This is a genomic window from Cronobacter sp. EKM101R (assembly GCF_963888145.1).
In the GTDB taxonomy this organism is placed as follows: domain Bacteria; phylum Pseudomonadota; class Gammaproteobacteria; order Enterobacterales; family Enterobacteriaceae; genus Cronobacter; species Cronobacter turicensis.
In genome coordinates this window covers 204674-216700 of record NZ_CAWPHW010000001.1, presented here as the reverse complement: position 1 = coordinate 216700, position 12027 = coordinate 204674, and the positions used below count along the sequence as shown (strand labels likewise).

General features: G+C 58.1%; 11 protein-coding genes. 7 read left to right on the top strand and 4 right to left on the bottom strand.

What is annotated here, in order from left to right; translation table 11 throughout:
• Positions 1–87: 87 nt before the first annotated feature.
• Genes AACV31_RS01085 through yejF form a run of 4 tightly spaced genes read left to right on the top strand, consistent with a single transcriptional unit; the run spans position 88 to position 5612 of the window.
• Positions 88–1893, top strand: coding sequence for an extracellular solute-binding protein (locus AACV31_RS01085; protein WP_165154774.1), 1806 nt, complete (start codon positions 88–90; stop codon positions 1891–1893).
• 8 nt (positions 1894–1901) lie between these two features.
• On the top strand, positions 1902–2999 hold the full coding sequence (locus tag AACV31_RS01080) for a microcin C ABC transporter permease YejB (protein ID WP_007762620.1): 1098 nt from the start codon (positions 1902–1904) through the stop codon (positions 2997–2999).
• Positions 2996–4021, top strand: a complete 1026-nt coding sequence (locus AACV31_RS01075; protein WP_075197651.1) for an ABC transporter permease — start codon at positions 2996–2998, stop codon at positions 4019–4021. The genes AACV31_RS01080 and AACV31_RS01075 overlap by 4 nt, the downstream gene beginning before the upstream one ends.
• Before the next feature lies 1 nt (position 4022).
• On the top strand, positions 4023–5612 hold the full coding sequence (yejF, locus tag AACV31_RS01070; protein WP_165154776.1) for a microcin C ABC transporter ATP-binding protein YejF: 1590 nt from the start codon (positions 4023–4025) through the stop codon (positions 5610–5612).
• A 3-nt stretch (positions 5613–5615) separates the two neighbouring features.
• On the opposite strand, the gene AACV31_RS01065 is transcribed toward yejF, so the two are convergent.
• The 3 genes from AACV31_RS01065 to rsuA all read right to left on the bottom strand — a co-directional run bounded on the left by AACV31_RS01065 (position 5616) and on the right by rsuA (position 8211).
• A complete protein-coding gene (locus AACV31_RS01065; RefSeq protein ID WP_007699763.1) occupies positions 5616–5960 on the bottom strand; it encodes a YejG family protein in 345 nt (114 codons plus the stop codon).
• 331 nt (positions 5961–6291) lie between these two features.
• Positions 6292–7488 carry a Bcr/CflA family multidrug efflux MFS transporter gene (locus tag AACV31_RS01060; protein WP_015741875.1) on the bottom strand — a complete coding sequence of 399 codons (1197 nt, stop codon included), beginning with the start codon at positions 7486–7488 and terminating at the stop codon, positions 6292–6294.
• Positions 7489–7503: 15 nt separating this feature from the next.
• A complete protein-coding gene (gene rsuA / locus AACV31_RS01055; RefSeq protein WP_007762630.1) occupies positions 7504–8211 on the bottom strand; it encodes a 16S rRNA pseudouridine(516) synthase RsuA in 708 nt (235 codons plus the stop codon).
• Between the two features lie 170 nt (positions 8212–8381).
• Between rsuA and AACV31_RS01050 the strand changes: the two genes are divergently transcribed.
• A complete protein-coding gene (locus AACV31_RS01050; protein WP_041924190.1) occupies positions 8382–10142 on the top strand; it encodes a DEAD/DEAH box helicase in 1761 nt (586 codons plus the stop codon).
• A 125-nt stretch (positions 10143–10267) separates the two neighbouring features.
• Positions 10268–10552 (top strand): 50S ribosomal protein L25, encoded by a 285-nt coding sequence (gene rplY, locus AACV31_RS01045; RefSeq protein ID WP_007675837.1) that lies wholly within the window; start codon positions 10268–10270, stop codon positions 10550–10552.
• Positions 10553–10656: 104 nt separating this feature from the next.
• Here the strand turns inward: rplY and yejK are convergent, their stop codons facing one another.
• Positions 10657–11661 carry a nucleoid-associated protein YejK gene (gene yejK / locus AACV31_RS01040; RefSeq protein WP_007762647.1) on the bottom strand — a complete coding sequence of 335 codons (1005 nt, stop codon included), beginning with the start codon at positions 11659–11661 and terminating at the stop codon, positions 10657–10659.
• Between the two features lie 134 nt (positions 11662–11795).
• Between yejK and AACV31_RS01035 the strand changes: the two genes are divergently transcribed.
• A complete protein-coding gene (locus tag AACV31_RS01035) occupies positions 11796–12023 on the top strand; it encodes a YejL family protein (RefSeq protein ID WP_007762648.1) in 228 nt (75 codons plus the stop codon).
• The last annotated feature ends 4 nt before the right edge of the window (positions 12024–12027 follow it).

Sequence of the window (12027 nt, the reverse complement as noted above, 5' to 3'; positions counted from 1 at the left end):
TATTTCACAATCCCGCGCGGCTCCCTTATTATGCTGCCATGCTGTTACCGCGCCCGCTCAGGCCCCGGAGAAGGACACACCACCTCAATGATTGCACGCGCGTTCGTTTTGCTGTTTCTGATGTTCAGCGCGGTTTGTCATGCGCAGACCATTCATGAAAGTTACTCCCTGGCGGTGCTCGGGGAGCCGAAGTACGTCGTTAACTTCAACCACTTCGATTACGTGAATCCAGCGGCGCCGAAAGGCGGCAGCATCACGCTGGCGGCCATCGGCACGTTTGATAACTTCAACCGCTACGCGCTGCGCGGCAATCCTGGCGTGCGTACGGAAACGCTCTACGACTCGCTGTTTACCAGTTCCGACGACGAGCCGGGCAGCTACTACCCGCTGATTGCCGACATGATCCGCTACCCGGACGACTTTTCCTGGGCGGAAGTGACGATAAACCCTCAGGCGCGCAACCACGACGGCTCGCCTATTACCGCTAAAGATGTCGCGTTTACCTTCCATAAATTTATGACCGAAGGCGTGCCGCAGTTCCGGCTCTATTATAAAGGCGCTTCGATGAAAGCCATCGCGCCGCTGACCGTGCGCATTGAGCTGGCCCAACCCGGCAAAGAAAATATGCTGGGCCTGCTGACCCTGCCGGTGATGCCCGAAAAATTCTGGCGCGACCATAAGCTTGGCGATCCGCTCCCCTCGCCGCCGCTGGCGAATGGCCCCTACCGCGCGACCCAGTGGCGCATGGGGCAGTACATTGTTTATTCCCGCGTGAAGGATTACTGGGCGGCCAACCTGCCCGTTAACCGTGGCCGCTGGAATTTCGATACCATTCGCTACGATTATTATCTGGATGACAACGTCGCTTTCGAGGCGTTTAAAGCGGGCGCGTATGATTTTCGCCCGGAAACCAGCCCGAAAAACTGGGCGACGCGCTATACCGGCAGCAATTTTGACCGTGGCTATATCGTTAAAGACGAGTTCGAGAAAACTACCGCCCAGGATGCCCGCTGGCTGGCGTTCAACATTCAGCGGCCTTTCTTCGCCGACCGCCGCGTGCGTGAGGCCATCTCGCTCGCTTTTGATTTCGAATGGATGAATAAAGTGTTGTTTTACAACGCCTGGCGCCGTCCGAACAGCTACTTCCTGAATACCGACTATGCTGCGCGCCACTATCCGGACGCCGATGAGCTCACGCTGCTGGCGCCGCTGAAAAAAGCGGTGCCCCCGGAAGTTTTTACCCGTATCTACGAGCCGCCGGTGTCGCGCGGCGACGGCTTTGACAGAGAGAATCTCATCAAAGCGCTGGCGCTCCTGAAAGAAGCGGGCTGGGAGCTTAAAAATAACAAACTGGTGAACCGCGAGACGGGCAAGCCCTTCACGTTTGAACTGCTGCTCGGCTCACAAGGGAATAACCAGTGGGTATTGCCTTTACAGCACAGCCTGGCACGGCTGGGCATTACCATGACCCTCCGCCAGGTCGATAATTCGCAGCTTACCAACCGGCTGCGCAAACGCGATTTCGACATGATGCCCACGCTCTATCGCGCCGCGCCCTGGCCCGATACCGGCTTACAGATAAGCTGGGCCTCGGACTACATCGACTCCTCGTGGAATACCCCCGGCGTGCAGAACCCGGCGGTGGATAAACTCATCGCGCAGATTATCGCCAGCCAGGGCAACCAGCAGAAGCTGCTGCCGCTCGGCCGTGCGCTCGACCGCGTGCTGACCTGGAACTACTACATGATCCCGATGTGGTACGCCGCCGCGGATCGCGTGGCGATGTGGAACAAATTCTCGCGCCCGGCCACCAGCCCGCTCTACACCATTGGCTTTGATACGTGGTGGTATGACGTGAATAAAGCCGCCACGCTGCCAGAAGCGCGGCGCTGAGGAGAGTTATGGGCGCTTATCTGCTTCGTCGCTTGCTGTTGTTGATCCCGACGCTCTGGGCCATCGTCACAATTAACTTTTTCATCGTTCAGATAGCGCCCGGCGGTCCGGTGGATCAGGCGCTTGCGGCTATCCAGTTTGGCAGCGGTAGCGGCGTACCTGGCGTACAGGGCGGCGGGATGCAAAGCGCTCGACCGCAAAACGGCGTGGTGAACGTTAACGAGAGCCACTACCGCGGCGCTCGCGGGCTCGACCCGGAAGTGGTCGCCGAAATCACTCACCGCTACGGGTTCGACAAACCGCTGCATGAGCGCTACCTGAAAATGCTGTGGGATTATGCGCGTTTCGATTTCGGTGACAGTCTGTTTCGCAGCGCGTCGGTCATTGATTTGATTAAAAACAGCCTGCCGGTATCAGTCACGCTCGGTCTGTGGAGCACGCTGATTATCTATCTGGTGTCGATCCCGCTTGGCATCCGCAAGGCGGTCAACAGCGGCAGCCGCTTTGACGTCTGGAGCAGCGTGGCGATTATCACCGGGTACGCCGTTCCCGCCTTTTTGTTCGCAATTTTACTGATTGTCATTTTCGCGGGCGGCACCTGGTTCGATCTCTTCCCGCTGCGCGGGCTGGTCTCGACCAATTTCGACACGCTCCCGTGGTATCAGAAAATCACCGACTATCTCTGGCACATTACGCTACCGGTACTGGCGACGGTCATTAGCGGCTTTGCGACGCTCACCATTCTCACCCGCAACGCGTTTCTGGACGAGATCCGCAAGCAGTATGTGGTGACGGCCCGCGCCAAAGGCCTGGGCGAGCAACAGATCCTCTGGCGTCATGTGTTTCGCAACGCCATGCTGCTGGTGATCGCTGGCTTCCCGGCGACATTTATCAGCATGTTTTTTACCGGTTCGGTGCTGATTGAAGTAATTTTCTCACTGAATGGCCTTGGGCTGCTGGGCTATGAAGCCACGGTGTCGCGCGATTATCCGGTGATGTTCGGCACGCTCTATATTTTCACCCTGGTCGGCCTGCTGCTGAATATCCTGAGCGATATCACCTATACGCTTGTCGACCCACGCATTGATTTCGAGAGGCGCGGATGAAAGGGCTGAATCCGGTCAATCAGGCGCGCTGGGCGCGGTTTCGTCATAACCGGCGCGGCTACTGGTCGCTGTGGATTTTCGCGGTCATTTTTGCGTTAAGCCTCTGCGCCGAGCTTATCGCCAACGATAAGCCGCTGGCGGTGCATTACCAGGACCGCTGGTATTTTCCGCTTATCCATTCCTACAGCGAAAGCGATTTTGGCGGCCCGCTCGCCACGCCTGCCGATTATCAGGATCCGTGGCTGCAACAACGGCTGGAGGAAAAAGGCTGGGTGCTCTGGGCGCCGGTGCGTTTTAGCGGCACCGCGATTAATTTTGCGTCGGATCACCCCTTCCCTGCTCCGCCGTCGGCGCAAAACTGGCTTGGCACCGACGCCAACGGCGGAGATGTGCTGGCGCGCGTTCTGTATGGCACGCGCATTTCATTGCTTTTCGGGCTGATGCTCACCTTCTGCGCAAGCGTCCTTGGCATTACCGTCGGCGCGATTCAGGGCTACTACGGCGGCAAAATCGATCTCTTTGGCCAGCGGTTTATCGAGATTTGGTCAGGCATGCCGACGCTGTTTCTGATTATTATCCTCTCAAGCGTGGTGCAGCCGGGTTTCTGGTGGCTGCTCCTGATAACCGTCCTGTTCGGCTGGATGGCGCTGGTGGGCGTAGTGCGCGCTGAGTTTCTGCGTACCCGCAACTTTGACTATATCCGCGCCGCCCAGGCGCTCGGCGTCAGTGACCGCGCCATCATCTGGCGTCATATGCTGCCGAACGCGATGGTGGCGACGCTGACGTTTCTGCCGTTTATTCTGTGCAGCTCGATTACCGTACTGACGGAGCTTGATTTCCTGGGCTTCGGGCTGCCGCTCGGCTCCCCGTCGCTCGGCGAATTACTCTTGCAGGGCAAAAATAATCTTGAGGCGCCCTGGCTTGGGCTCACTGCCTTTTTCTCGGTGGCGATCCTGCTGTCGTTGTTAATTTTTATCGGCGAAGCCGTTCGCGACGCCTTCGATCCCGGTAAGGCGGTCTGATATGGCGCATCCTCTGCTTTCCATCGACAATCTCTCCATCGCGTTTCGCCAGCAGGGCGTGGAGCGCCAGGTGGTGGATTCCCTGTCGCTGGCCATCGAGCCGGGCGAAACCCTGGCGCTGGTGGGCGAATCGGGCTCCGGCAAGAGCGTCACGGCGCTTTCCGTGCTGCGCCTGCTCCCGTCGCCGCCCGTCGTCTATACGCAAGGCGATATCCGCTTTCAGGGCAAGTCTATGCTGCACGCCAGCGAGCGCGAGCTGCGCGCGGTGCGCGGCAACCAGATAGCGATGATTTTTCAGGAGCCGATGGTTTCCCTGAACCCGCTGCACAACGTGGAGAAACAGCTCTATGAAGTGCTCTCGCTGCACCGCGGCATGCGTCGCGAGCCCGCGCGCGTCGAGATAATCAGCTGCCTTGAGCGCGTCGGCATCCGCAATGCGGCGCAGCGGCTGAACGATTTTCCGCATCAGCTTTCCGGCGGCGAACGTCAGCGTGTGATGATAGCCATGGCGCTGCTGACCCGCCCGGCGCTGTTAATCGCCGATGAACCGACCACCGCGCTGGACGTCACGGTGCAGGCGCAAATCCTGCAACTGCTGGCGGAGCTTAAGCGCGAACTCAACATGGGGCTGCTGTTTATCACCCATAACCTGAATATCGTAAAACGGCTGGCGGATAACGTGGCGGTCATGCAGAACGGACGCTGCGTGGAGCAAAACCGCGCGGCGGCGCTGTTCGCCGCGCCCGCGCATGACTATACCCGTCGCCTGATTAACGCCGAGCCGGACGGCGCTCCGGTGCCGCTTCCTGAGCCCGCCGTGCCGCTGCTCAGGGTGCAGGGGCTGAGCGTGGCGTTTGAGAAGCGTCGCGGGCTGTTCAGACGCATCGTGGGCTATCATCACGCGCTAAAGAACTTAAGCTTTACGCTTCATGCGGGGGAAAGCCTGGGGCTAGTGGGCGAATCCGGGTCTGGCAAAAGTACGTCAGGGCTCGCGCTGCTGCGCCTTATCGCCTCAAAAGGAGAGATTGACTTCGACGGTCATCCGCTGCATCAGCTTAACCGCCGTGCGCTGCTGCCGCTGCGCCGTCGTATCCAGGTCGTGTTCCAGGATCCGAACTCATCGCTCAACCCGCGTCTTGACGTGCAAAGCATTATCGCCGAAGGGCTGCGCGTGCATCAGCCGACGCTGACCGCGGCGCAACGCGAGGCGCAGGTGATTGAAGTTATGCGTGAAGTGGGGCTTGATCCTGAGACGCGCCACCGCTACCCGAGCGAATTTTCCGGCGGCCAGCGTCAGCGCATCGCCATCGCGCGAGCGCTAATCTTAAAACCAGAACTGTTGATCCTGGATGAACCCACGTCGTCGCTCGATCGCACCGTGCAGGCGCAGATCCTGTCGCTGCTGAAAAAACTACAGCAGGACTATCAGCTCGCTTACCTGTTTATCAGCCACGATCTTCAGGTGGTGCGTTCGCTGTGTCATCAGGTGGTGGTGTTGCGTCAGGGAGAGGTCATTGAGCAGGGCGACTGTCAGACTATCTTCGCCGCCCCGCGTGAGGCTTATACGCGCGAGCTGTTAACGCTGCGCTGACGCTCAGAAAGGATTCTGGCCGGAAAACGGCTCAGCAATCGCCACGCCGAAATTCTTCAGGCGGCAGGTGGCCGCGAACTCATCCTGATGGTTCACGAACAGGCATGGCTCGCCTTCGCACTCCAGCACAGAACAATCGACCGAGATATCGCTCAGCGCCTGGCTGAGCTTATGCATCACCGGCCAGGCTTTTTCACCGTCCGGGCTTAGCAGGCGCAGGCCGACCAGGCAGTTATCGCAGTCGGGGCCCTGATGCGGAATCGGTTCAACTTTTGAACCGGCGAAACCCGCCCGCCACCGATAGCTCTGCGGCAAGCGATGAACGATAGAGAGTTGTAGCGTATTCAAGATAGTGTCCCCGGAAACATAAATTTTACAAGTCATTCACATAAAGATTAACACATGTTGACAAAAAGTGATCGCGTCAACAAAGAAAACGGTTTCATTGCAAGCGGCCGCCGGTTATTTCCTCATCAGCGAGGCGGTTATTTTGTGCGTTGGCTCGCATTTTGGCGCTATATGTACCCCGTTACGCGTTATGACACAACCTTTTTTAATACAAGGCTGTGACTTTTTACACGATATATTTTTACATTCAGGAAACGAAAACGACTTACGGACGCGCGCCGGGGGAGTAAAAGCGTGAGTTAAGCGCGGGAGGAAAACTCCCGCAAGAAGATTAGATCGCGTGCCTGCGAGGACGGCTGGCGTAGAGATAAAAGAGAATCGAGCAGGTGGCGCAGAAGAAGATAGAGAGCAGCATCGGCCAGGCGGAGTTAAACGTCGCCATGGAGAGCAGCGCGCCCATAATCGCCCCGATCCCGAAGCGGAACGTGCCCGCCAGCGACGATGCCGTGCCCGCCATGTGCGGGAATTCGTCCAGGATAACCGCCATCGCATTGGATGCCACCAGCGACACGCAGCCCACAAACGCCGCCACGCCCAGCACCAGCGACCAGAAGCCGATATCGAACTGGGCGCTTATCACCAGCCACACCGCCATCGCGAACTGAATAAACAGCCCGGCGCGGAACATTTTCAGCGCGCCCACGCGGCGCACAAAGCGGCTGTTGATGATGGTCATCACGAACAGAAACACGATGTTAAGCGCGAAGTAATAGCCAAAATGCTGCGGCGACACGTGGTTCAGTTCGATATAGACAAACGGCCCGGCGCTTAAAAACGAGAACATGCCGGCAAAGCTGAAGCCGCTCGCCAGCATATAGCTCAGGACGCGCTTATGGCGAAACAGCGTGGCGAAGTTGCCAAGGGTGGTGCGAAAGTGAAACTTCTGGCGGCGCTCTACCGGCAGCGTTTCGCGGATGAGAAAGAAAATCATGGCGCAGGCGAGCAGCGCCAGCACCGCAAGGATCCAGAAGATAACGTGCCAGTTAAACCAGACCAGCACCGCCCCGCCCGCCATCGGCGCCAGCAGCGGCGCGATGGTGGTCACCAGCATCACGAACGACATCATGCGCGAGAACTCTTCCTTCGGGTAGATATCGCGCATCAGGGCGTTGATGACTACGCTTGCCGCCGCAGCGGAGAGCCCGTGCAGAAAACGCATATAAATGAGCTGGTCGATAGTCTGCGCCAGCGCGCAGGCGATGGCGGCCGCCGCGAAAATCAGCGTGCCGCCGAGGATCACCGGCTTGCGTCCCAGGCTGTCGGCCATCGGGCCATAGAAAAGCTGGCCGATGGCGAAGCCCAGAATATAGGTGCTGAGCGTCATCTGGGCGCTGCCCGCCTCGACGCCAAACTCGCTGGCGATAACCGGCAGCGCCGGCAGGTACATATCGATAGAGAGCGGCATCAGCATGGCCAGCAGGCCAAGAATAAACACAATACCCAGAGACGAATTCTGCCTGGTGGTCACTGTAGACTCCTGAAATTAGCGAGACGGCATGCCAACGCTGGCAATTTCGTCTTCGGTTAACGGGCGATATTCGCCAGGCGCAAGCTCAGGATCGAGCTCAATCGCGCCAATGCGCTCGCGATGCAGACCGACGACGTGATTACCTACCGCGGCAAACATGCGCTTCACCTGGTGATAGCGCCCTTCGCTGATGGTAAGACGCACTTCGGTCGGCGTTATCACTTCAAGCTGCGCCGGTTTGGTGAGATCTTTTTCGTTATTCAACTGCACGCCTTTGGCGAACAGCGCCGCGGTGTCATCCGCCACCGGCGATTCCAGCGTCACCAGATACGTTTTTTCGCAGTGGTGGCGCGGCGAAGTAATGCGGTGCGACCACTGACCATCGTCAGTCATCAGCACAAGGCCGGTGGTGTCGATATCGAGCCGCCCTGCGGCGTGCAGCTTATGGGCGACCGGCTCGTCCAGGAAGTAGAGCACCGTCGGATGATCCGGATCGTCCGTGGAGCAGACGTAACCCTGGGGTTTATTCAGCATAAAATAGCGCGGGCCATTCTGCTGGGTCAGCGGATTACCGTCATACTCGATCTCGTGGTCCGGCAGCAGTTTAAAAGCGGTATCTTTTACAATATCGCCATTCACCGTTACCCGGCTGGCGCGGATCTCACGACCAGCAATAGCGCGGCTGACGCCAAGCTGCTGGGCGATAAATTTATCAAGTCGCATTATGTTTATAAGCCTGTTGTTGATGCAGTTCCGACGCGGGGGCGGGCAAGGCGCCCGTCAACATTCATGAAGCGGAATCAGAGCCGTCAGTATAACGGGCAATGGCCCGCTCACAAGATGAAATTGATTCGTGGCATAATATTAGCGTGATCCCTATTTCTGCAGGCCCCATGTCTTTTACTTTACGTCCCTACCAGCGCGAAGCGGTGGATGCCACCCTTAACCATTTTCGCCGTCACGACGCGCCAGCGGCGATCGTTCTGCCGACCGGCGCAGGCAAAAGCCTGGTTATCGCCGAACTGGCGCGGCTGGCGCGCGGCCGCGTGCTGGTGCTCGCCCACGTGAAAGAGCTGGTGGCGCAAAACCATGCGAAATATCTGGCGCTCGGGCTTGAGGCCGACATCTATGCGGCGGGCCTCGCGCGTAAAGAGAGCCATGGCAAAGTGGTGTTCGGCAGCGTGCAGTCGGTGGCGCGCAACCTCGACCATTTTCAGGGAGAATTCTCGCTGGTGATTGTCGATGAGTGCCATCGCATCAGCGATGACGACGACAGCCAGTATCAGCAAATCCTCACGCACCTGCGTAAGCAGAACCCGCGCCTGCGGCTGCTGGGGCTGACCGCCACGCCGTTTCGCCTCGGCAAAGGCTGGATTTACCAGTTCCATTATCACGGAATGGTGCGCGGCGATGAAAAGGCGCTGTTTCGCGACTGCATCTATGAGCTGCCGCTGCGCTATATGATTAAGCACGGCTACCTGACGCCGCCGGAGCGCCTCGATATGCCGGTGGTGCAATATGACTTCAGCCGCCTGCAGGCCCAGAGCAACGGGCTGTTCAGCGAGGCCGACCTCAACCGGGAGCTGAAACAGCAGCAGCGCATCACGCCCCATATCGTGAGCCAGATTGTCGAATTCGCCGCCGACCGGCGCGGCGTGATGATTTTCGCCGCGACCGTTGAGCACGCGCGTGAAATCACCGGCCTGCTGCCTGCGGGCGAAGCGGCGCTTATCACCGGCGAAACGCCAGGGCGCGAGCGCGACGCGATTATCGAGGCGTTTAAAGCCCAGCAGCTGCGTTTTCTGGTCAACGTGGCGGTACTGACGACCGGCTTTGACGCGCCGCATGTGGATTTAATCGCTATTTTGCGCCCAACCGAATCGGTCAGCCTCTATCAGCAGATTGTCGGACGTGGGCTGCGGTTGTCGCCGGGTAAAACAGATTGTCTGATCCTCGATTACGCAGGCAATCCGCACGATCTCTACGCGCCGGAAGTGGGCGCGCCGAAGGGCAAAAGCGACAACGTGCCGGTACAGGTTTTCTGCCCTGCCTGCGGCTTTGCCAATACGTTCTGGGGCAAAACCACGGCGGACGGCACGCTGATTGAGCATTTCGGCCGCCGCTGCCAGGGCTGGTTTGAGGATGACGAGGGCCACCGCGAACAGTGCGATTACCGCTTCCGCTTTAAAAACTGTCCGCACTGCAACGCGGAAAACGATATCGCCGCGCGGCGCTGCCGCGAATGCGACAAAGTGCTGGTCGATCCGGATGATATGCTGAAAGCGGCGCTGAAACTCAAAGATGCGCTGGTGCTGCGCTGCGGCGGGATGCAGCTCCAGCCTGGCGCCGATGAAAAAGGCGAATGGCTGAAAGTGACCTATTACGATGAAGATGGCGCGGACGTCAGCGAGCGTTTCCGCCTGCATACGCCCGCCCAGCGCACCGCCTTCGAACAGCTCTTCATCCGCCCGCATACCCGCACGCCGGGCGTGCCGCTACGCTGGATAACCGTCAACGATATCGTGGCCCAGCAGGCGCTGCTGCGCCACCCGGATTTTGTGGTGGCGAGGCTCAAAGGCCAGTACTGGCAGGTCCGTGAAAAGGTGTTCGACTATAACGGCCGCTTCCGGCGCGCCAATGAATTACGCGGTTAGCGGCGGTTTTCATTGCCCGTGCGCGCTCAAATAGCTATAATACCGCCCGCTTTTGCATCCGCAAAGCCAGTCATTTGCCTGTTGCTGGGTCGCCTGTAACAGGTTTCTTATTAAGAGAGATGTCAATGTTTACTATCAACGCTGAAGTACGTAAAGAGCAGGGTAAGGGTGCGAGCCGCCGCCTGCGTCACGCCAACAAGTTCCCGGCTATCATTTACGGTGGCACCGAAGCTCCGGTTGCTATCGAACTGGATCACGACAAGCTGATGAACATGCAGGCTAAACCGGAGTTCTACAGCGAAGTGCTGACTCTGGCTATCGATGGCAAAGAAGTTAAAGTTAAAGTTCAGGCTGTACAGCGTCACCCGTACAAACCGAAACTGCAGCACATCGACTTCGTTCGCGCGTAATTGCGATGAAGGAAAAAACGCCGCGCTATGCGGCGTTTTTTTTTGCCTGTTATACAGGCTCAAAAAATAAGGGCGGATATTCCGCCCTTTCTCTTATCTCACGTTTATTTGCCGGACATGCGGCGCTGTAACTGATCGCGCAGGTTCGGCGGCGTGCCTTTGATAGTCAGCGTGTCGGTCGCCGGGTCCCAGAAAATACGCTCGCCGAGCAGCATGGCGTCGAAATTAATCGTCAGTCCACCGCCGCTGCCTGCGTATTTGGTCAACTGGCGCAGCGTACTGCGGTCCGCCGGGAAGGTTTCTTCCAGCTCGTAGCCCTGCTCCGCCGTAAACTCCTGGAAGCTTTTCTCGCCGAAATTCGGCAGCTCTTTGGAAAGCTCAGACAGCGCAATCTCTTCGCCCGCCTGCAATTGCTCGTTGCAGTAGCTGTAGACCTGCGCACGCACATTCTGGCGCTCGGCTTTATCGAGCTGCGCCTCGGCGGTGAAATCGTCCAGCGCCTGCAACAGCCCGCGGTTTTGCGCTTTAGTGTCGAGACCCACGCTCGCGCCGAGGAAATCCATAAAGAAATCGGCAACCTTGCGCCCTACCCGGCCTTTCAGGAAGGTTAAGTAGCGGGTCGATTCCGGATTGGTTTCCCACTCGGTCAGATCGATGCGCGCGACGATATCGGCATGGTTGATATCCAGGTAGTGCGTGGCGCTGATGTCGAGCTGCTCGTTGACGCGCATGCTGCTTAAGTTGTTCAGCACCGCCACCAGCAGGTATTCCACCGCCAGATAACGGTAGTGACAAAACAGCACGATGCCGCCATCCGCGAACGGGTATTTCGCCAGCTCGTCACGCAGACGGCCCGTGGCCGCGCGGCTGAACGCCAGGAAATCCTCATCGCCGCGACGGCACTGGCGCAGCGCCTCGGCAAGCTCGCTTTCTTCATTAAAAAGGCCGTAAGCTTTGCTTTTCGCGCTGTAGACGCGATGCAGCTCGGCCATCATTTCCGTGACCGTATTGCCAGGTTCAAGCAGCGAGTCGCGCAGGATAAGCTCCAGGTTCTGCTCATCGCGCTTAATTAACTGATGTAAGGCAATCTGGTTGATATCCAGACTCATGATAAACTCTCCTGTTGGGCAGGGGCGTATTCAACCACTGCCCGCCGTCCTGCGCAACCGCAGATAAAAAAGCGGAAATAAAGCCACTGCTACGGTAAGATATTGGACTTTCCTGAACAAACTGATGTTGATTTATGCCACAACTATCCCGCTATAGTGATGAACACGTTGAAGAATTACTGACTGAACTGGCGAGCGTGCTGTCAAAGCACAAAGCGCCGACCGACCTTTCCCTGATGGTGCTTGGGAACATGGTCACCAATGTTATTAATAACAGCGTGGCCCCCGCGCAGCGCAAGACGCTGGCGCGCTCCTTCGCGGAGGCGTTGCAGTCCTCCATTCGCGACGATAACGCGCATTAAGGAA

Excerpts from the sequence above, each read along its gene's own strand:
- rplY (WP_007675837.1), top strand. The coding sequence starts at position 10,268 with ATGTTTACTATCAACGCTGAAGTACGTAAAGAGCAGGGTAAGGGTGCG.
- AACV31_RS01085 (WP_165154774.1), top strand. The coding sequence starts at position 88 with ATGATTGCACGCGCGTTCGTTTTGCTGTTTCTGATGTTCAGCGCGGTT.
- rsuA (WP_007762630.1), bottom strand. The coding sequence starts at position 8,211 with ATGCGACTTGATAAATTTATCGCCCAGCAGCTTGGCGTCAGCCGCGCT.
- yejF (WP_165154776.1), top strand. The coding sequence starts at position 4,023 with ATGGCGCATCCTCTGCTTTCCATCGACAATCTCTCCATCGCGTTTCGC.
- yejK (WP_007762647.1), bottom strand. The coding sequence starts at position 11,661 with ATGAGTCTGGATATCAACCAGATTGCCTTACATCAGTTAATTAAGCGC.
- AACV31_RS01035 (WP_007762648.1), top strand. The coding sequence starts at position 11,796 with ATGCCACAACTATCCCGCTATAGTGATGAACACGTTGAAGAATTACTG.
- AACV31_RS01050 (WP_041924190.1), top strand. The coding sequence starts at position 8,382 with ATGTCTTTTACTTTACGTCCCTACCAGCGCGAAGCGGTGGATGCCACC.
- AACV31_RS01075 (WP_075197651.1), top strand. The coding sequence starts at position 2,996 with ATGAAAGGGCTGAATCCGGTCAATCAGGCGCGCTGGGCGCGGTTTCGT.
- AACV31_RS01080 (WP_007762620.1), top strand. The coding sequence starts at position 1,902 with ATGGGCGCTTATCTGCTTCGTCGCTTGCTGTTGTTGATCCCGACGCTC.